The 19,879-nt window shown below is 62.5% G+C and carries 19 protein-coding genes; 10 read left to right on the forward strand and 9 right to left on the reverse strand.

Annotated features, from left to right (window positions below):
* The first annotated feature begins 6 nt into the window (after window positions 1-6).
* From AA098_RS23810 to ychF, 3 genes are all read left to right on the forward strand, one after another.
* The gene (locus tag AA098_RS23810) at window positions 7-600 is read left to right on the forward strand and encodes a 50S ribosomal protein L25/general stress protein Ctc (protein ID WP_003247411.1); all 594 of its coding nucleotides are present in this window, start codon (window positions 7-9) and stop codon (window positions 598-600) included.
* 79 nt (window positions 601-679) lie between these two features.
* Window positions 680-1,264: an aminoacyl-tRNA hydrolase gene (pth, locus tag AA098_RS23815; protein WP_003247413.1), complete on the forward strand. Its 585-nt coding sequence runs from the start codon at window positions 680-682 to the stop codon at window positions 1,262-1,264.
* Window positions 1,265-1,288: 24 nt separating this feature from the next.
* Entirely contained in the window at window positions 1,289-2,389 is a 1,101-nt protein-coding gene (ychF, locus tag AA098_RS23820) for a redox-regulated ATPase YchF (protein ID WP_003247414.1), read from the forward strand.
* A gap of 123 nt (window positions 2,390-2,512) precedes the next feature.
* On the opposite strand, the gene AA098_RS23825 is transcribed toward ychF, so the two are convergent.
* Both AA098_RS23825 and AA098_RS23830 read right to left on the reverse strand, forming a co-directional pair.
* The gene (locus AA098_RS23825; RefSeq protein WP_047605079.1) at window positions 2,513-3,235 is read right to left on the reverse strand and encodes an SDR family oxidoreductase; all 723 of its coding nucleotides are present in this window, start codon (window positions 3,233-3,235) and stop codon (window positions 2,513-2,515) included.
* Between the two features lie 15 nt (window positions 3,236-3,250).
* Window positions 3,251-4,099 carry a type 1 glutamine amidotransferase domain-containing protein gene (locus AA098_RS23830; RefSeq protein ID WP_054888548.1) on the reverse strand — a complete coding sequence of 283 codons (849 nt, stop codon included), beginning with the start codon at window positions 4,097-4,099 and terminating at the stop codon, window positions 3,251-3,253.
* Between the two features lie 116 nt (window positions 4,100-4,215).
* Between AA098_RS23830 and AA098_RS23835 the strand changes: the two genes are divergently transcribed.
* Both AA098_RS23835 and AA098_RS23840 read left to right on the forward strand, forming a co-directional pair.
* Window positions 4,216-5,139 carry a LysR family transcriptional regulator gene (locus AA098_RS23835; RefSeq protein WP_004575690.1) on the forward strand — a complete coding sequence of 308 codons (924 nt, stop codon included), beginning with the start codon at window positions 4,216-4,218 and terminating at the stop codon, window positions 5,137-5,139.
* A 38-nt stretch (window positions 5,140-5,177) separates the two neighbouring features.
* The gene (locus tag AA098_RS23840; protein ID WP_004575691.1) at window positions 5,178-6,890 is read left to right on the forward strand and encodes a SulP family inorganic anion transporter; all 1,713 of its coding nucleotides are present in this window, start codon (window positions 5,178-5,180) and stop codon (window positions 6,888-6,890) included.
* Between the two features lie 19 nt (window positions 6,891-6,909).
* Here AA098_RS23840 and AA098_RS23845 read toward each other — a convergent pair whose 3' ends face one another.
* The 7 genes from AA098_RS23845 to ycaC all read right to left on the reverse strand — a co-directional run bounded on the left by AA098_RS23845 (window position 6,910) and on the right by ycaC (window position 14,447).
* Window positions 6,910-7,932 (reverse strand): DUF2955 domain-containing protein, encoded by a 1,023-nt coding sequence (locus AA098_RS23845; protein WP_003247418.1) that lies wholly within the window; start codon window positions 7,930-7,932, stop codon window positions 6,910-6,912.
* Window positions 7,922-9,019 (reverse strand): HlyD family secretion protein, encoded by a 1,098-nt coding sequence (locus AA098_RS23850; protein ID WP_003247419.1) that lies wholly within the window; start codon window positions 9,017-9,019, stop codon window positions 7,922-7,924. Before AA098_RS23850 ends, AA098_RS23845 begins: the two co-directional genes overlap by 11 nt.
* Complete coding sequence (locus tag AA098_RS23855) at window positions 9,016-10,530, reverse strand: efflux transporter outer membrane subunit (protein ID WP_064615044.1); 1,515 nt, start codon at window positions 10,528-10,530, stop codon at window positions 9,016-9,018. The genes AA098_RS23850 and AA098_RS23855 overlap by 4 nt, the downstream gene beginning before the upstream one ends.
* Before the next feature lie 3 nt (window positions 10,531-10,533).
* Complete coding sequence (locus tag AA098_RS23860) at window positions 10,534-11,631, reverse strand: AI-2E family transporter (RefSeq protein ID WP_003247421.1); 1,098 nt, start codon at window positions 11,629-11,631, stop codon at window positions 10,534-10,536.
* 40 nt (window positions 11,632-11,671) lie between these two features.
* Window positions 11,672-12,868, reverse strand: a complete 1,197-nt coding sequence (locus tag AA098_RS23865; RefSeq protein ID WP_064615045.1) for a monovalent cation:proton antiporter-2 (CPA2) family protein — start codon at window positions 12,866-12,868, stop codon at window positions 11,672-11,674.
* Between the two features lie 36 nt (window positions 12,869-12,904).
* Window positions 12,905-13,720, reverse strand: coding sequence for a polyphosphate kinase 2 (gene ppk2 / locus AA098_RS23870; RefSeq protein ID WP_010951960.1), 816 nt, complete (start codon window positions 13,718-13,720; stop codon window positions 12,905-12,907).
* Between the two features lie 106 nt (window positions 13,721-13,826).
* A complete protein-coding gene (gene ycaC, locus AA098_RS23875; RefSeq protein ID WP_003247424.1) occupies window positions 13,827-14,447 on the reverse strand; it encodes an isochorismate family cysteine hydrolase YcaC in 621 nt (206 codons plus the stop codon).
* A gap of 210 nt (window positions 14,448-14,657) precedes the next feature.
* Here ycaC and AA098_RS23880 point away from each other — a divergent pair, with 210 nt between their 5' ends.
* The 5 genes from AA098_RS23880 to AA098_RS23895 all read left to right on the forward strand — a co-directional run bounded on the left by AA098_RS23880 (window position 14,658) and on the right by AA098_RS23895 (window position 19,877).
* Complete coding sequence (locus AA098_RS23880; protein WP_004575697.1) at window positions 14,658-15,047, forward strand: nuclear transport factor 2 family protein; 390 nt, start codon at window positions 14,658-14,660, stop codon at window positions 15,045-15,047.
* Window positions 15,048-15,139: 92 nt separating this feature from the next.
* Window positions 15,140-16,639: a cytosine permease gene (locus AA098_RS23885; protein WP_004575698.1), complete on the forward strand. Its 1,500-nt coding sequence runs from the start codon at window positions 15,140-15,142 to the stop codon at window positions 16,637-16,639.
* Window positions 16,640-16,652: 13 nt separating this feature from the next.
* Window positions 16,653-18,083 (forward strand): aldehyde dehydrogenase family protein, encoded by a 1,431-nt coding sequence (locus tag AA098_RS23890; RefSeq protein WP_060546132.1) that lies wholly within the window; start codon window positions 16,653-16,655, stop codon window positions 18,081-18,083.
* A 17-nt stretch (window positions 18,084-18,100) separates the two neighbouring features.
* Window positions 18,101-18,262 (forward strand): hypothetical protein, encoded by a 162-nt coding sequence (locus AA098_RS29360; RefSeq protein WP_156336270.1) that lies wholly within the window; start codon window positions 18,101-18,103, stop codon window positions 18,260-18,262.
* 397 nt (window positions 18,263-18,659) lie between these two features.
* Window positions 18,660-19,877 (forward strand): DUF3422 domain-containing protein, encoded by a 1,218-nt coding sequence (locus AA098_RS23895; RefSeq protein WP_003247428.1) that lies wholly within the window; start codon window positions 18,660-18,662, stop codon window positions 19,875-19,877.
* Window positions 19,878-19,879: the final 2 nt, after the last annotated feature.

The raw sequence follows: 19,879 nt of genomic DNA on the forward strand, positions 1-19,879 counted from the left end.
AACAAAATGACTGATTTTATTCTGAACGCCCAAGCGCGTACTGACCTGGGGAAAGGTGCGAGCCGCCGCCTGCGTCACTCGCTGAGCATCCCAGCCGTTGTCTACGGTGGTGATAAAGAAGCTCAATCCCTGACCATCCTGGCCAAGGAAATCACCAAGCTGTTCGAAAACGAAGCTGCCTTCAGCCACGTTATCGAACTGAACGTTGACGGTGTTAAGCAGAACGTCATCATCAAGGCCATGCAGCGCCACCCAGCCAAGCAGTTCATCATGCACGCTGACTTCGTTCGCGTCGTTGCTGGCCAGAAGCTGACCGCCAAGGTTCCGGTTCACTTCATCAACGAAGAAGCCCCGGTCAAGAAAGGCGGCGAGATCTCCCACGTTGAGTCCGAGATCGAAGTTTCCTGCGAAGCCAAAGACCTGCCTGAGTTCATCGAAGTTGACCTGGGCAACGCCGAAATCGGCACCATCATCCACCTGTCGGACCTGAAAGCTCCGAAAGGCGTAGAGTTCGTCGCTCTGGCCCACGGTGATGACAAAGCTGTTGCCAACGTTCACGCTCCACGCGTTGCTCCAGAAGCAGAAGGCGCTGCCGAGTAATCCACTCGCACGCCGGCGTTGATCGGGTTACAGTGCCGCGCGCACTGTAACCCACCAACTCCAAGGAAGAGCCCCTGACGTGACCGCCATCCAGTTGATCGTTGGCCTGGGTAACCCCGGCCCCGAATACGAACAGACCCGGCATAACGCAGGGGCTCTTTTCGTTGAACGCCTTGCCAGCGCCCAGCGTGTTTCGCTGACCGCTGACAAAAAGTATTTCGGCCTGACGGCTAAATTCAGCCATCAGGGCAACGACGTTCGTTTGTTGATCCCCACCACCTACATGAACCGCAGCGGCCAGTCCGTAGCGGCCTTGGCCAATTTCTTCCGCATCAAGCCGGAAGCGATACTGGTGGCACACGACGAACTCGATCTGCCCCCGGGCGTTGCCAAGCTCAAGCGCGGCGGCGGCCATGGTGGGCACAACGGCCTGCGCGACATCATCGCGCAGCTCGGTAACCAGAACGACTTCCACCGCCTGCGGCTTGGCATCGGCCACCCGGGTGACGCCAAACTGGTATCCAACTTCGTCCTGGGCCGCGCGCCGCGCGCCGAGCAGGAGAAGCTCGACGCCAGCATCGATTTTGCCCTCGGCGTGCTGCCGGACGTGCTTGCCGGCGATTTCGCCAAGGCGATGCGCGAGCTGCACAGCCAGAAGGCCTGATTTCCTTTAGAGAGGGGAATACCCATGGGTTTCAATTGCGGCATCGTCGGCCTGCCCAACGTCGGCAAGTCCACCCTGTTCAACGCCCTGACCAAGTCTGGCATCGCGGCGGAGAATTTCCCTTTCTGCACCATCGAGCCGAACAGCGGCATCGTGCCTATGCCCGACGCTCGCCTGGCTGCGCTGGCTGAAATCGTCAAGCCAAACCGCATCCTGCCGACCACCATGGAATTCGTCGACATCGCCGGCCTGGTTGCCGGTGCCTCGAAAGGCGAAGGCCTGGGCAACAAGTTCCTCGCCAACATCCGCGAGACCGACGCCATTGCCCACGTGGTGCGCTGCTTCGAAGACGAGAACGTGATCCACGTTTCCAACAGCGTCGACCCCAAGCGTGACATCGAGATCATCGACCTCGAACTGATCTTCGCCGACCTCGACAGCTGCGAAAAGCAACTGCAGAAGGTAGCCCGCAACGCCAAGGGCGGCGACAAGGATGCCTTGGCGCAAAAGGCCATTCTGGAAAAGCTGATCCCGCACTTTACCGAAGGCAAGCCTGCGCGCAGCCTGATGAAGCACATGGCTGACGACGAAAAGGCCGTCATCCGTGGCTTCCACTTGCTGACCAGCAAACCGGTGATGTACATCGCCAACGTGGCCGAAGACGGCTTCGACAACAACCCGCACCTGGACGTGGTCAAGGCCATTGCCGAGGAAGAAGGCGCGGTCGTGGTGCCGGTGTGCAACAAGATCGAAGCGGAAATCGCCGAGCTGGAAGACGGTGAAGAGAAGGACATGTTCCTCGAGGCCCTGGGCCTGGAAGAGCCTGGCCTGAACCGCGTGATCCGCGCCGGTTACGAGCTGCTGAACCTGCAGACCTACTTCACTGCCGGCGTGCAGGAAGTACGCGCCTGGACCGTTCGCGTCGGAGCCACTGCCCCGCAGGCAGCCGGCGTTATCCACACCGACTTCGAAAAAGGCTTCATCCGCGCTGAAGTGGTGGCCTATGACGACTTCATCCAGTTCAAGGGTGAAGCCGGTGCCAAGGAAGCCGGTAAGTGGCGTCTGGAAGGCAAGGATTACATCGTCAAAGACGGCGACGTGATGCACTTCCGCTTCAACGTCTAAGCGTTAGCCTGCTGTAACTACAAACCCTTGAGGTCTGCACCTCAGGGGTTTTGTTTTTCTGGGATGCAGGGTGGGAACATTCGTTCTACCGTATTCCCATGGGTAGCCACCTGCCCCCTGTCATCAAAGACCGCTGCGACCGATAGAGGCGCCACCATCTACGTAGATTGTCTGTCCGGTAATGAAAGCGCTGCGATCCCCGAGCAGGAAGGTGACTGCCGAAGCGACCTCGTGTGGCTGCCCGAGCCGCCCCATCGGCACGCCGTCGATATAGGCGGCTTCGCCAGCACTGCCTACCGGGTTACCACTGCGGAACAGTTCGGTCTCGATCGGCCCTGGAGCAACTGCATTAACCGTGATTCCTGTCTGGGCCAGTTCCAGCGCCCAACTGCGAGTGAAGCTGACCAGCGCTGCCTTTGCAGCGGCGTAAGAAGTGCGCTGGCGAATGCCGAGCACGGTCAGGCTGGAGATATTCACCACGCGGCCCCAACAGCGCCCGCGCATCCCTGGCAGCAGCGCTTGGGTCGCCTGCAGCGCGGGGTGCAAGTTAACCCGCATTACTTCATCGAAGCTTGCCAAGTCAATTTCGCCCAGTGGCTGGGGACGGACCAGGCCCACATTGTTTACCAGGCCGTCGAATGCATAGCGGTTGGTCAAGTCGGCCAGTGTCGCAATCAAACGCTCTGAGTCGCTCAAGTCGGTGGCGATCAGTTCGCCGGGGAAGCTGGCATCCGCAGCCTGGCGGGCGATACCAACGACTTGATGGCCCTCCTCCACCAGTTGCTCGGAGATTGCCCGGCCGATGCCTTTGCTGGCTCCTGTAACAAGAAAAGTACGTTGCGTCATGGTATGTCTCTACCGTTAGTGTTTTTGCAGACGATGCAATATGGCTTGGCCCACCTGGGCCGCTGACGCCGGGTTCTGCCCAGTGATCAATTCGCGGTCGATGACAACATTAGGCGCCCACGGCGATGGGTTGCTTTGATACTGCCCGCCGGCGCGCTCCAGGGCGGTCTGCGGATAGAACTTCATCTGCCCTCCGCCGAGCAGGCCCTTGGCCTGTTCTTCTTCCTGATTGCTGATGACTGTCATGCGATAGCCGGCATAAATCCAGTCTTCGGGCGTTGCTGTCCGGTTCCCGCTCTCCAGTGCCTGGATCAGCTTCTGCGGCCGTTCCAGCGCCGAGAGCAGAGCAATGGGACCGTGGCAAACCAGCGCGGTGGTTTTACCCTCGGCGTGGAAAGCGCGAAGCAGACGCCCCAGCGCCGGGTCGGCGAGCAGGTCTTGCATCGGGGCGTGGCCGCCAGGCACATAGACTGCATCGAAGTTGCCATAACCAATCTGCTCCACGCGGGACAGGCTGATCACTGGCGAATGCTTCGCAGAAGTAAGCTGCAGCTGATCCAGCAGCGCCTGATATTGCTCCAGTTGCTTCGGATCGTTGCCGAAGTACTGGGCCGCGGCCGAGCTGCGGTCCAACGTCGGCGCGCGACCGAGGGGAGTAGCGAAGGTAACTTGATGGCCTGCGTCCAGCAGCGTTTTGGTCGGCTCCAGCAGTTCGTTGAGGTAGAAACCGGTTGCAAATGCCTTGCCGTCGCGAAGCTCCAGGTGGCTCTCGTCAGACAGTACCACAAGGACGTTCGCCGCATGAGCGCCCAGACTCGCGCTGCCTATGACAGCAGCCAGGGCCAGTCGTTGGTAAGTGCGCATAGCATTCCCTCCATTCAGGCACAGGCGGGATGCCGTGCACTGACCGACACTTTATTGGCGATCAGACAAGCGATAAATTGGGCCTGTAGAAAAGCATTTTTGCTTTGGAGAACAAAATGGCGCGACGGTTTGGTCACCTGGGGGATGTCGAGGCGCTGCTGGAAGTGGTCGAACGTGGCTCGCTCAGTGCGGCAGCGGTGGCCTTGGCGACCACCCCGTCGGTGGTTAGTCGGGCCATTTCGCGGCTTGAGTTGCACCTGGGGGTGCAGTTACTACGCCGTACCACGCGTCGCTTGAGCCTCACCGACAGTGGCCTGGAATACGTCGAGCAGGCGCGCGCTGCGTTCCAGCAGATCGCCAGCGCAGAGCAAGCCCTGAGCGGCCATGGCGAAGTACAGGGCCGTGTGCGCCTGAGCGCACCGACCACTTATGGGCATCACCGGTTGCCGGCCATGCTGGCAGCCTTCGCCCTGCGCTATCCGAAAGTGCAGGTCGAGTTGAACATCACCAATCGTAATGTCGACCTGGTGGCCGAAGGGTATGACCTGGCTATTCGCCTTGGCGACCTGCCGGACAGTAGCCTGGTGGCGCGTCGGCTAGAGGAGGCTCGACTATGCCTGGTGGCCGCGCCAGCTTACCTCGCGCGTGCCGGCAGGCCGCAATCACTGGCGGAACTGGCCGGACACAACTGCCTGCCTTTCATCATGCCCAGCAATGGCAGGCCAGGCGTTTGGCAGTTCCGTCAAGGAGAGGAGGAACTGCTCTTCGTTCCGCAGGGAAATCCGGTGGTGGCGGACGATGTGCTGGGGTGCATCTCACTGGCCGAGCAAGGTGTCGGGATCTGCCAGACCTACGAGTTCATAGTCGCAGAACGCCTGCAGCGGGGCCGGTTGGTGCGCTTGCTGGAGGATTACGAGGGGGCCCGACGGCCCTTCTCGGTCATCTATCCGCCACATCGCCAGCTGTCGGGGGCCAGCAGGGCATTGATCGATTCTTTGATGACAACGGGCCGCAAAGCGGCACTCGATCCCAGCATCTAAGCTGAGGTTCAGCGCCCTTCTCGCCCAGAGCCGACACCATGCCCCACCCCACTCGTTTCGACTGGCAACGCTGGTTACCCGGCCTGGTCACCCTGCTCCACTACAAGGCAGCCTGGCTACCCAAGGACATCGCCGCCGGCCTGGTACTCACCACCATGCTGGTGCCTGTGGGCATCGCCTACGCCGAGGCTTCCGGCGTCCCCGGCATCTATGGCCTGTACGCCACCATCATCCCTCTGCTGGCCTATGCCCTGTTCGGTCCCAGCCGTATTCTGGTGCTGGGCCCGGACTCGGCGCTGGCCGCGCCTATCCTGGCGGTGGTGGTGCAATACGCGGCCAGCGACCCGCAGCGGGCGATCGCCATCGCCAGCATGATGGCCTTGGTCGCCGGGGCGTTCTGTGTGATTGCCGGGCTGCTGCGCCTGGGCTTTATCACCGAGTTGCTGTCCAAGCCCATCCGCTATGGGTACATGAACGGCATCGCCCTGACCGTATTGATCAGCCAGTTGCCCAAGCTGTTCGGCATCAAAGTCGACAGCGAAGGGCCCTTGCGCGACCTTTGGTCCTTGGGCCAGGCGCTATACGCCGGCCAAGGGCACTGGCCAAGCTTTGTCGTGGGTGCCGGTAGCCTGGCGCTGATTCTGCTGCTCAAACCGTTCAAGCGCCTGCCGGGCATCCTGATCGCCGTGGTACTGGCGACGCTGGCAGTGAGCGTGTTCAACCTCGATCAGATGGGCGTCAAGGTACTCGGGCAATTGCCCCAGGGCCTGCCCGGCTTCGTCTTCCCCTGGGTCAGCGGCATTGACCTGGTCGAGGTGCTACTGGGCGGGATCGCAGTGGCGCTGGTGTCGTTCGCCGACACCAGTGTACTGTCACGCTCCTATGCCGCGCGCCTCAAGATGCGGGTAAACCCCAACCAGGAAATGTTCGGCCTGGGCGTGGCCAACCTGGCCTCGGGGCTGTTCCAGGGCATACCGATCAGCAGCAGTTCGTCGCGCACCCCAGTGGCCGAAGCTGCCGGCTCGCAGACCCAGCTCACCGGCATCATCGGCGCCCTGGCGGTAACCCTGTTGCTGCTGGTAGCGCCCAATCTGATGCAGCACCTGCCCAACAGCGCTTTGGCTGCGGTGGTGATTGCCGCTGCACTGGGGCTGTTCGAGTTTGCCGACCTCAAGCGTATCTTCCGCATGCAGCAGTGGGAGTTCTGGCTGTCGTTCACCTGCTTTGTCGGCGTGGCAGTGTTCGGTGCCATTCCCGGTATCTGCATTGCCGTGGTGGTGTCGGTGATCGAGTTCCTGTGGGACGGCTGGCGGCCGCACCACGCGGTGCTTGGCCGGGCGGATGGGCTGCGCGGTTACCATGACATGCAGCGTTATCCACAGGCCCGGCGTATTCCAGGGCTGGTGCTGCTGCGCTGGGACGCGCCGTTGTTCTTTGCCAACGCCGAGCAGTTCCAGAACACAGTGATGGCGGCGGTAGACGCGTCGCCAACGCCGGTGCAACGGGTGGTAATTGCCGCTGAGCCTGTGACCAGTATCGATATCACTTCGGCGGACATGCTGGCCGAGCTGGACCGGGCATTGGAGGCGCGGGGGGTGGAGTTGCAGTTCGCCGAAATGAAGGACCCGGTGAAGGACAAGATGCGGCAGTTCGAGTTGTTCGAGCATATGGGGGAGAAGGCCTTTCATCCAACGGTGGGCGCAGCGGTGGATGCCTATCTGGAAGAGAGTGGGGTTGATTGGCAGCCCTGAATGGCCTGGGGGAGCGGGCTTAACTGCGAAGAAGCCCGCGCCGACTCCGAAGCCGGTCAATCCAGATCAACATGGCGCTGGCATACACCGACACCGCCAGAAACAGCGCCATACGCACCGCAAATGCCTTGTACACATCCTGCCCACCTGCACTGTCCTGCACCGACTGCCCCAGCAAGATCAACATGGTCGTCAGGCAACTGACCCAGTACGCCGGGCTCTGCCGGCTCGGCACCGCCTGGTACAGGCGCCGAGCCTGCCAGAGGGCGAACAGCAGTACCCACAAAAAGAACATCCACAGGTGAACGAACAGGCTCAGCGCTACCCACAGCACTATCGCCAACACCCCGGCAAGCACGGTTGAACCGATCAGCTCGCGGCTGGCGTGCCGCGCGCGGGTTTCACCGGCTTGTTGCCCCACGCTCACGGCCTTCATGATCAACGGCATGTACTGGTCAGGGGCGATCAATGCCAGCAGAAAGGCCGGCATCACGATCAACGTGGCACGCAGCGCCACCCAGCTGACATGCTCGCTGCCCAGCAGCGGCGGCACCGGCGGCGCTGGCGCATTGGCAGGTTCGGGGAACAACCTGTGCGCCACTGACGTGCCCAGCACTGCCAGCAGCATGCCTTTGGCCAGCGCTTCGACCACCGACAATGCCAGGGTGAAGTCACTGGTGCCGGCAGCGGCGATCATGGTCAGGCCGACCACCAGCAGGTTGGCCAGCAGGCCGTTGCCGCCCTTCAGTGCATAGCGCAAGGTCAGGAAAACACCCACCCCGACCAGTAACACCCCGGCCAACGGAGCATGGCGCAACAGCGGAATCAGCAGCAACCCGCTGCCGCAAGCGAGCAGCACCAGTAACGCCAGGGCCGGTGCCGCACGCAGCGGCAATGGCTGACTGCGCATGGCCAGTAACAGCACCGCAAACACCGGCGCCAGGATCGGCACCGGCAAGCCGATACCAAAGCTCACCGCCAGGCACAACGCCACACCCCAGGCCAGGCGCAGCGCCCGCAAGCGGCGCCATTCAATAGGCATACGACAGCCAGCTCATCAGCCACATGAACAACCGGCCCAGCAGGTTCAGTGGGTTGCCTTCGCTGGGCAGGGCCATGACCTCGGCCTGACCACCGACCCGCAGCACGGTCTTGTCCTGAAGCTGGTCGCGCTCCAGCTGGACAATCACCGGAAAGCGCTGCGCCGAACGCAGCCACTCGCGGCTATTCTGCACGGTCGGCAGCGTACCCGGCGGCGTGCTCTGGCCCACGCTCACGCCATAGCCAATGCTGCGGATACGCCCTTTCAACACGGTGCCCGGCAGCGCATCGAGCACCACCAGCACCGGGGTTTCAGGGCGCAAGCGACCGAGGTTGTTCTCGGTCATGTCGGCACTTATCCACACATCATGGATACTGATCAGGGTCATCATCGGGCTGCCCGCCCCGACATAGTGGCCAACGTCTGTGCGCAGGTCGGTGATCAACCCGTTCGCGTCGGCACGCACCACGGTACGGGCAAGGTCCAGGCGGGCCTTTTCCACATTGGCCGCAGCACTGCGCAGCTGGGCGTTGTCTTCCTGTGCCCCGCCCTGCTGCTCACGGGCGCGCTCTACCTCTGCGCGGGCTGCCGCCACTTGGCTGATGGCCTGGTCGCGGGTGGCCTGGGCGCCTTCCAGGCGGCGCACCGACACCGTACCGGGGTCCTCGTCAATCAGCCGTTTGAGGCGCTCGGCGTCCTGCCGTGCCTTACGTTCGTTGGCCTGGGCGGCCACCAGCGCTGCCTGCGCCGAATCGATGCCGGCGGTACTGGCGCCGATCTGCCGGCGCACGGTATCGAGGTCGGCTTCGGCACGGGCCAAGGCAATGCGGTACTGCTCCTGATCGAGTTCGAACAGCACATCGCCCTGGCGCACCTCCTGGTTGTTGCCTACGGCCACACGCTTGATCTGCCCGGCCACTTCGGCGGCCACCGGGACCACGTAAGCCTGCAGGCGAGCTTGCTGGGTGTACGGCGTATAGCGGTCAGCCAGCAAGTACCAGAGCAGGCTGACGGCAATCAGCAACAGCACCCAGCGCATGCCGCGATCCGGGGCTGACGGGGGCGGCGTGGGCGTGGCGTCGCTCATTCGGTTTCACCTTGTGCATGCGCGGAGGGGGCTGGCTCGTCGAGCAATTCGCCCCAGTCGGTGCGTTGCTGCATTTGCTGGCGGGTCGCCGGGTCGATCGGCGCGCGGCTGGCGTCCCAACCACCACCCAGGGCCTTGTACAAAGTCACCAGGCTGCTGACCGCGTTGCCACGGCTGACCAGGTAACCGTCCTGTTGCTGCAACAGCAGTTGCTGAGCATCGAGCACCCGTTGAAAATCAGCGAAGCCTTCGCGGTATTGCGAGCTGGCCAGATTCAGCGAGCGCTGCGCAGCCTGAGAGGCCTGGTCGCGAATGGTTGCACTCTGCAGCGAGCGCACCAGCCCGCTGGCAGCATCGTCGGCCTCACGGGCGGCTTCGCGCACGCCCTGGTGGTACAACTCGATCAGTTGCTGCAAGCGGGCATCTTCCACGCGTACGGTGTTCTTGCGCCGGCCATAGTCGAACGGGTTCCAGATCAGGCTTGGGCCAGCCGCCAGGTCGAAGGTGTCGGGCAGATGATTGGCCGATAAAAAGGTCCAGCCGATACTGCCAAGCAAGCTCAGCTGTGGATAAAGATCGGCCTCGGCCACCCCGACCAGCGCCGACTGCGCCGCCACTGCCTGCTCGGCGGCACGGATGTCCGGGCGGCGCTGCAGCAGGCTGGCCGGTACATCCTGCAACACTGCCCGGTTGGGCAAGGGCAGTTGGCCATGCCCGGCCTCTAGCTGCGGCAGCGGCCCGGGCGGGCGGCCGAGCAGCGAACACAGCACATTGCGCAGGGCATTGAGCTGGTTCTCGAACTCGGGAATGGTGGCCTGGGTCGCCAGGTATTGAGTACGCGCCTGCTGCCAGTCGAGTTCGTCATTTTCACCGTGGCGGAACAACCGCTCGGTGATCTCCAGGCTACGCGCCTGGCGCTTGGCGTTCTCTTGTGCAATAGCCAGCCGCGCCTCGGCAGTGCGCAGGGCAAAGTAGGTGTCAGCCACCTGCGCACGTAGCAGCAACATGGCATCGGCGTAGTTGGCCTGGGAGGCGAAGTAGACGGCATCGGCGCTTTCGATGGCGCGACTGAAGCGGCCCCAGAAGTCAATTTCCCAGCCGATGTCGAAGCCCACGCTGGATTGCCAGAACACCGAATCACGGGCCGAAGGCGTACCAGACTGATCCTGCTTCAGGTACAGGCTTTGCGCACTCAGTTGCTGCAGCTGCGGATAACGCCCGGTTTGCACGATGGCCAACTGGGCACGGGCTTCAGCGATACGCAGGCCAGCCACGCGCAGGTTGGTGTTGTTGGCATCGGCCTCAGCTATCAGCGTATCCAGCGTCGGGTCGGCAAACACCGCCCACCACTGGCGCAGGTCGGGCGCCGCCGCGCTGCGCCCGGCCTGCTCCAGCATTGGCGTGCTCCAGCTGCCCAACCACGGCGTTTGGGGCTTTTCATAATCCGGGCCGACTTGGGTGCAACCGGCCAGCACCATCAGCAGCCCCAGGCCACAGCAGCGGTTGGGCATGGCTCAGGCGGCAGGTGGTGCCGGTTGCTCCGGCACCTGCAGCGCAACCCATTGCCAGAACAACACGTAGGCCACGCCAAGGATTACCGGGCCGATGAACAAGCCGATGATGCCTTTGACCACCATCCCGCCCAATGCGCCGATCAGTACCACCGGCATTGGTACATCGACCCCGCGCCCCAGCAGCAGCGGCTTGAGCACGTTGTCGGCAAGGCCGGCGACAAAGGTGTAGACGGCAAAAATGATGGTCGCCACCGTGAAGCCTTCGGCGTTGAACACATAAATGATCACCGGCAAGGTCACCAGCGTCGCCGGGGCCTGTGCAATGCCCAGCATGAGGATGACGATGGCCAGCATCCCGGCACCGGGAACCCCTTTGACGATAAAACCAACACCGATCAGCAGCATCTGGATGAAGGCAATGCCAATCACCCCTTGTGCCACCGCGCGAATGGTAGCCGTACACAGCGTGGCCAGGGGTTTCCCGCGCTCTGCGCCTGAAACCCGCATGGCGATGCGCTGGGCAGCGATTTCACCGCGTTCACCGAAGGCCATGATGACCCCGGAAATGATGATTGCACCGATGAACAGAAGGAAAGCCCCACCGGCGCTGGCCGCAGCGCCCAGCACCGTTAGCCCGGCCCCCTTGATCTGGGGCATCCACTGATTCAGCACACTGGCCATGTTTTCGGAGGCCGCCAACCACAGCGCATGCACCTTCGGCCCGATCAGTGGCCAGGTCGCCACGGAATCAGGCGGGACCGGCACGCTCCAGGCGCCGCTCTTGAGCAGCGTCACCAGGCTGTCCACCGATTCGCCAATGGACATCATCACCAGGTAGATAGGTACCAGCAGCAGCACCAGAACCAGTAGCACCACCAGCGTCGCCACATAGCCTTGCTTGAGCCCGGTGCGGCGCTGGATACGGCAATGCAACGGGTACAACGTAACCGCCAGGATCACCGCCCACATCATCAACTCCAGGAACGGCTGAAACACCTGGAAAGCGAAGATCACCAAGGCTGCTACCAGACCGGCCTTGATGAGCACATCGAGCAAGCCCCGCGAAAGGGCGCTGTCCAGCTTGAAACTCGACTGCATGATTCACCTCCCGATACCCAATGCGCCAGCAAGGCGCAATTCACTGGCCCGTTTCAGGGGATGCCTGTACAGGGCTGTCATCGCACAGCTGCCGCGCCAGGGCCATCATGACCAAGGGCACCACCGCCATCGACAAGGTGATGGCCAGCACCAGCAGGTCGTGTACCTGCTGGGTGAGTACCTGGTGCTCCAGCGCCAGCTTGAACACCACGAAGGCAAACTCGCCACCCGAAGCCAACACCACGCCCAGGCATAACGCCTGGGCCTGGTTGAGCCCTCCGGCCGTATGCCCCAGGCCATACAGCAAGGGCAGCTTGATGGCCACCAGCAGCACGGTGAGGCCCAGCACCATCAGCGGCATGCCGAACAGCAGACGCAGGTCGGCACTCATACCTACGCCAACGAAGAACAATCCAAGCAGCAGGCCTTTGATCGGCTCGATCTGGGTTTCCAGTTCGTGGCGGAACGGCGACTCGGCCATCAGCACACCGGCCAGAAACGCCCCCAGCGCCATCGACACACCCACATGCTCCATCAACCAAGCGGTGCCCAGCACGACCAGCAAGGCCGTGGCGGTCGACAGCTCAGGCAGGCCCGAACCCACCGTCCACTTGAATATCGGGGTCAGCAGATAACGGCCAAAAACAATCAGCACTCCAATGCCGACAGCTACAGCCAACAAAGGCCAGGCACCTTCGTCAGCAGTGCTGACATCGCCACCGAGCAGCGGCACCACGGCAATCAAGGGAATGGCGGCAATGTCCTGGAACAGCAGGATGGCCACGGCCAGGCGGCCATGAGGTTTGCCCAGGTCCTTGCGCTCGGCCAGTACCTGCAAGCCAAAAGCGGTGGACGACAGCGCCAGGCCCAGCCCCAGCACGATGGCGGCGGGTTTCGATTGGTCGAACAGCCAGAATGCCAGTAGCCCAAGCAGCACGGCGGTCAGCCCCACTTGCAAACTGCCGACGCCAAATAGCGCCCGGCGCATGGTCCACAGGCGCCTTGGGGACAACTCCAGGCCAATCACGAACAACAGCATGACCACGCCCATTTCCGACAGCCGCGCCACGTTGTCCGGGTTGCCGAGCAGGCCAAACACCGACGGACCAATCAGGATACCCGCCAAGAGGTATCCCGGTACTGCGCCCATTTTCAGACGCTGCGCCAGCGGTACCAGAAGCACCACAGCCAAAAGGAATACCACCGTCGCCTGCAACAGGCTGCCGTCATGTGGCATGAGCTCGTACCTTCGCAGCTCCCTGCAGGGAGGGGTTCAGAAACGTTCTTCGACGAACTTGAACGGGTAGGCGACCGCCTTGTACTTGCCGATCTTGCCGCGTTTGGGCAGCTTCACCTGCTGGTCGCGGGTTATGTCCTTGTAGGGAATACGGCTGAGCAGGTGGCTGATGATATTCAGCCGGGCGCGACGTTTGTCGTTGGAATTGGCCATGAACCACGGTGCCCAAGCGGTATCCGACGCCTGGAACATTTCGTCACGCGCTTGGGTGTATTCATCCCAGCGGCTATACGACTTGAGGTCCATCGGCGACAACTTCCACAGCTTGCGGCCGTCGTTGATGCGATCCTGCAGGCGCCGGGTCTGCTCATCGGCGCTGACTTCAAGCCAGTACTTGATGAGGATGATCCCTGAATCGACCATGACCCTTTCGAACCCGGGTACTCCGGTCAGAAACTTGTCCACTTGCTCGCCAGAGCAAAAGCCCATTACCCGCTCAACGCCCGCACGGTTGTACCAGCTGCGATCGAAGATCACCACTTCACCCGCCGCAGGCAGATGGCCCAGGTAACGCTGCACGTACATCTGGGTCTTTTCCCGCTCGGTCGGTGCGGGCAGCGCCACCACACGAAACACCCGCGGGCTGACACGCTCGGTAATGGCCTTGATGGTGCCGCCCTTGCCGGCGCCATCGCGGCCTTCGAAGACAATGCAGACCTTCAGGCCCTTGGCGACCACCCACTCCTGTAGCTTCACCAACTCTACATGCAGGTTCTTGAGCGCTTTTTCGTACGCCTTGCCGCCCAGCTTTTCTGGCTGTTTTTTGGGGGGCTTCCTGGACGGCTTCGACATGACACGCTCCTGAAGGCGAATGAAGAGTGAGTATGGTCGATTAATGCCAGTTTGCCGCTTCGCTTGCAGATTGATGTGGGGGCTGTCGTGCAGCCCCCGGGAGGCACTATTTGGCCAGCTTGTTGTAACTGGTCATCAGGTTGCGGTAGTCCGGGATATGGTTGGAGAACAGGGTACCCAGCCCTTCGATGTCGTTGCGCCAGTCACGGTGCAGTTCGCAGGCCACGCCGAACCAGGTCATCAGCTGCGCCCCGGCAGCCTCCATGCGTCGCCAGGCCGAATCACGGGTCAGTTCGTTGAACGTGCCAGAGGCGTCGGTGACGACGAATACCTCGAAGCCCTCCTCCAACGCCGACAGGGCCGGGAAAGCCACGCATACTTCAGTGACCACGCCAGCAATCAGCAGCTGTTTCTTGCCGGTGGCTTTTACCGCTTTGACGAAATCTTCGTTGTCCCAGGCGTTGATGTTGCCCGGGCGTGCAATGTAGGGGGCATCAGGGAACTGCTCTTTCAGCTCCGGCACCAGCGGGCCGTTGGGCCCCGTCTCGAAGCTGGTGGTGAGGATGGTCGGCAGCTTGAAGTATTTGGCCAGGTCAGACAGGGCCAAGACGTTGTTCTTGAAGCGGTCGGGGTCGATGTCCCTTACCAGCGAGAGCAAGCCGGTCTGGTGGTCGACCAGCAGTACGGCTGCGTTGTTCTTGTCCAGACGCTTGTATTGGAAGGTCACAGTGGATCTCCTTGCTTCAGCGGGTTGGGAGTATCAGCGTAGGCAAGGATGGAGGGTGGGAGAGACCGTCAGTCGGCTTGCCTGTACTGCCATGTGCCCCATCACTTCACAAATTCCTGAACTGATTATTTGCCGCCAGCGATTTTTCCCCTCGCCAACCGCCACCAGAATCGCTTCACCACAATCACAAAAAACCGTGAGGCCACTCCCGTGGACCAGACACTCCAAGTGCGGCAAGCTGCCGCCGACCTCGTCGCGGCGTTCGCCAGCAACGACACCGCACGCTATTTCGCCTGCTTCAGCGAAGACGCCACCTTTCTGTTTCACACCTTGCCGTATCCGCTGCTGTCGCGTCGCGCCTATGAAGAGCTGTGGGCCCAGTGGCAGGCCGAGGGCTTTACCGTGCTTGCCTGCGAATCGGGCAACGCCCATGTAAGCCTGCAAGGCGACGTGGCTGTTTTCATGCACGATGTGGCCACGCGTATCCGCATCGGCGGTGAAGAGCACCCGTTGAGCGAGCGCGAGACCATTGTCTTCCGCCGCCATGGTGACCAGTGGCTGGCCTGCCACGAGCACCTGTCGGTCGTAACACCGGCCTGATCACCCTTTACGCGGCGCTGCCGCCCTGCCATCGCACCCACAAAAAGGCCCGCGCACTGCGCTGGCTACAACAACCGCGCTGGAGCACCACCATGAGCCACTCGACCGGTATCGAGACCAACGGCGTCGAACAGATCCCCGCCGATCAACGCGACGCCTCCCCGCTGGACCTGTTCCGCCTGATCTTCGGCGGTGCCAATACCTTCGCTACCGCCGTACTGGGCAGCTTCCCGGTGCTTTTCGGGTTGTCATTCCAGGCGGGTGTGTGGGCGATTCTGCTTGGCGTTGGCATCGGCGCGCTGATCCTTGCACCGATGGGGCTGTTCGGCGCGCTTAACGGCACCAACAACGCCGTTTCATCGGGCGCGCACTTTGGCGTACACGGGCGTATCGTCGGCTCGTTCCTGTCGCTGCTCACGGCGGTGGCGTTTTTCTCGCTCTCGGTGTGGAGCTCGGGCGATGCATTGGTCGGTGGTGCCAAGCGCCTGGCCGGTCTGCCAGAGACCGACCTGACCCTGGGGCTGGCCTACGGTGTGTTCGCGGTGCTGGTCCTGGTGGTCTGCATCTTTGGCTTCCGCTTCATGCTGTGGGTCAACAAGATTGCCGTTTGGGCCTCGAGCCTGCTGTTCCTGCTGGGCATCGTCGCCTTTGCCGGGCCCTTCGATGCCGGCTACGCAGGCAGCGTCAACCTTGGCCAGGCAGGCTTCTGGGCTGCGTTCGTCGGCGCGGCGATCCTGGCCATGAGCAACCCGGTGTCGTTTGGCGCCTTCCTGGGTGACTGGTCGCGCTACATTCCACGCGAAACCCCCAAGGCACGCATCATGCTGGCAGTGATCGCGGCACAGGGGGCGACGCTGATTCCGTTCCTGTTCGGCCTGTGTACGGCCACCCTGGTCGCCACCCAGGCTCCAGACTACATCGCCGCCAACAATTATGTGGGCGGACTGCTGGCGGTAGCGCCAAGCTGGTTCTTCCTGCCGGTGTGCCTGATTGCGGTGATCGGCGGCATGTCCACCGGCACCACCGCGCTGTATGGCACCGGCCTGGACATGTCCAGCGTGTTCCCACGCTTGCTCAGCCGAGCCGGCGCCACCCTGCTGATCGGCGTGCTGGCGATCGGCTTCATCTTCATTGGCCGCTTCACCTTCAACCTCGTGCAGAGCGTATCGACCTTTGCCGTGCTGATCATTACCTGCACCAGCCCGTGGATGGTGATCATGATCCTTGGCCTGATTACCCGCCGCGGCTTCTACCACGCCGACGACCTGCAGGTATTCACCCGCGGCCAGCGTGGTGGCCACTACTGGTTCCTGCACGGTTGGAACTGGCGCGGCATGGGGGCGTGGATCCCCAGCGCGGCGGTCGGCCTGTGCTTCGTCAACCTGCCGGGGCAGTTCGTCGGCCCACTGGGTGACCTGGCTGGCGGCATCGACCTGAGCCTGCCGGTCACGCTGGGGCTGGCTGGCGTGCTGTACCTGCTGTTGCTCAACCTGTTCCCTGAACCTGCTGGCGTGTATGGCCCCTTGGGCCCGCGATGGGTGCGTTGCAAAAGCACCGCGCATACGCCTGTGACCACTGCCGAAATGGCCTGACTGGAAACCGACCATGACCACTTCCCACTATATCGCCGGCCATTGGGTCGAAGGCCAAGGCAGCGACTGCATCAGTGTCAACGACCCTGCACTGGGGCAACCGTTCGCCGAGCTGATGGCCGCCAGCGTGAGCCAGGTCGACCAGGCCGTCGCCGCTGCCCGCAGCGCCCTGCCCGCCTGGAAAAGCACCTGCGCCAGTGAACGTGCCGCCTTCCTGCGTGGTTTTGCCGAACAGCTCGGGCAACGCCGTGAAGCGCTTGTCGCCCTGCAGATGCGCAATAACGGCAAACCGCGTCACGAAGCGGAAATCGACCTGGATGACGCCATCGCCACCTTTGGCTATTACGCCGAGCTGGCCGAGCAACTGCCATCGAAAAACCGCACTGTGCCGCTGGCTGCGCCGGGTTTCACCGCCCGCACCCGCCTTGAACCGGTGGGCGTGGTCGGCCTGATCGTGCCGTGGAACTTCCCGTTGGTGACCAGCGCCTGGAAACTTGCTCCGGCCTTGGCCGCCGGTTGCACCGTGGTGCTCAAGCCTTCAGAGGTCACCCCGCTGATCGAGCAGGCCTACGGCCAGATCGCCGACGCCCTGGGCCTGCCCGCCGGGGTGCTGAACATCGTCAACGGCAAGGCCGAGACCGGCGCCGCACTGAGCAACCACAACGGCCTGGACAAGTTGTCCTTCACAGGTAGCAACAGCGTCGGCAGCCAGGTGATGCGCAGCGCGTCGGCGCAGTGCCGGCCGGTGACGCTGGAACTGGGCGGCAAGTCGGCCATCGTGGTGTTCGATGATTGCGATGTCGACCAGGCGGTGGAATGGATTGTTGCCGGCATCAGCTGGAACGCCGGCCAGATGTGTTCGGCCACATCGCGGCTGCTGGTGCAGGACGGCATTGCCGATGCACTGCTGCAGCGCTTGCAGGCGGCACTGGAAAACCTGCGGGTGGGTAATCCTTTGACCGAAGAGGTCGACATGGGCCCGCTGACCAGCCAGGCGCAATGGCTGAAGGTGGCCAGCTACTTTGCCACGGCGCGGGAAGAAGGTTTGCAGTGCCTGGCTGGCGGCCATGCACTGGACCGTGAAGGCTGGTTCGTCAGCCCGACGCTGTATACCGATGTGCCGAAAGACAGCCGCCTGTGGACCGAGGAAATCTTTGGCCCGGTGCTCTGCGCACGGCGCTTTGCCACCGAGGAACAGGCCATTGCCGAAGCCAATGACAGCCGCTTCGGGCTGGTCGCCACGGTGTGCTCCGCCGACCTGGAACGCGCCGAGCGCGTGGCCGATGCGCTGGAGGTTGGCCATGTGTGGATCAACTCGGTGCAGGCGGTGTTCGTCGAAACGTCCTGGGGGGGCACCAAGGGCAGCGGGATCGGCCGTGAGCTGGGGCCTTGGGGGTTGTCAGCCTATCAGTCGGTCAAGCATGTAACCCGCTGTCTGGGCTGATATCGCAAGGGGCCGCCTTGAAGCTTCTCACCGGTGTCAGTCGACAGGCAGCAACCTGCAGCTTCAACGGCGGCAATGCCTGGAAAGGCTTTGAAATCGAGGTGATTAATCATCAAACCGTGGGGCAAGGCGAAATCTATGGTTTTCCGGCCTCCTCGCGGGTAAACCCCCACAGGTAATCCACAACACCTCAGGCCTGTGGTCATCTTGTGGGAGCGGGCATGCCCGCGAAGAAACCAACGCGGTGGATGGCACCGGCTCTGCCGGTGTTCGGGGGTAAACCCGCGCCTACAACGACCTGTGCGTGTGTAGGAGCGGGTTTACCCCCGAATACGGTGGCGGCTGCGACGGTGAGCGGCCGGTGGAAATTGGCCAGCAGGGCCGGCCCTTTCGCGGGTAAACCCGCGCCTACAGGCGACCGCGAAGGCTTTTCAACTGTTGAGCGCCCACGAGCAGTTCACCCGCGAAGAGGCCGGTACAGGCCATACAAACATTCCCCCCGCGTGACTTTCTCCAGTGCCCGCAAAGTCCCACTTCCTGGTACCCCCATAATCACAACACCAGGCCGGACCACCCATGCACCCTCAACGCACCGCCTTGCACAATGAACTGCACGCCCGTCCGTCACTCTATTTCGACGGCCCGGCGCATGTCTTCCACCTGGCCTTGCTCGGCGGCGATGCTGCCTGTACAGCATTGCTACAACGCTGCTGCCCTGATGTTTCGGACACCGGTGCCGCACAAGGCATCACTGACATGGATGGCCACCCGTTCAAATGGGAGCGGCACACCGAGTTCTTCACGTTGACGCTGGTTGTGCCATGCACCACAGCCGATACCACATGGCAAACCCTACCGCCGGTGCTGGCCGAGGCGATTGCGCCGCAGGCGGCGCAGGTGATCAATGCAGTGCAGGTGCTGGTACGTCACGAACAGGACCTGAACCTGGCCCACTATGGTTTCAAAGACCCGTGCGGCTCGTGCGTGGGTGGTGGCGATGCGGTGGTGTGGAGCGACTTCCGCCTGACCGAGGATGGCACCAACCGCTTCCTGTTCATCAACAGGCGCCTCAATGCCTACCGCCAGGGCCGCATGATCCGCCGCCTGCTGGAAATCGAGACGTACCGCATGATGGCTTCGCTGACCCTGAGCACGGCCAAGCAACTGAGCCAGGAACTGGATGCCTTCGACAAGACCCTGGTCTGCCTCTCCGAGCGCAGTGCCGGGGTCGATGGCCATGATTCCAAAGGGCTCTTGGAAGCCATTGCCCACCTGTCACGTCAGGTTGTAAGCCGCACGGTAAAAACCCGTCACCGCTTTGGCGCCACCCAGGCCTACGCACAGCTGGTGTTCGAACGCCTGGGGGAGTTGCGGGAAAGCCATGTGGGTGACTGCCAGCGCCTTGGGGTATTCATCGAGCGCCGGTTCAAGCCGACCGTGCGCTACTGCGCAGCCACCGAGCAACGGCTGGAGCAGTTGGCGAAGAACGTGGCCAACCTGGGCGACTTGCTGCAGGCGCGGGTGCAAGTTGAGATGGAGGAGCAGAACGCCGAGATCTTGCGCAGCCTCAATGCCCGGGCAGATGCCCAGGTGAAAATCCAGCGAGCGGTGGAGGGGCTGTCGATCATCGCCATCACCTATTACCTGCTGAATCTGTTCAAGCTTTTGTATGGCGGGCTGAATGTACTGGGGTTGGGACTGACGGCGCGCGATGGCTTGATGGCCATGGCGCCGCCAGTCCTGCTGGTGCTGCTGGTGATACTGCTGCGTATCAGGCAGGCCAAACAGCATTGAGT

Source organism: Pseudomonas sp. JY-Q (assembly GCF_001655295.1).
GTDB lineage: Bacteria > Pseudomonadota > Gammaproteobacteria > Pseudomonadales > Pseudomonadaceae > Aquipseudomonas > Aquipseudomonas alloputida.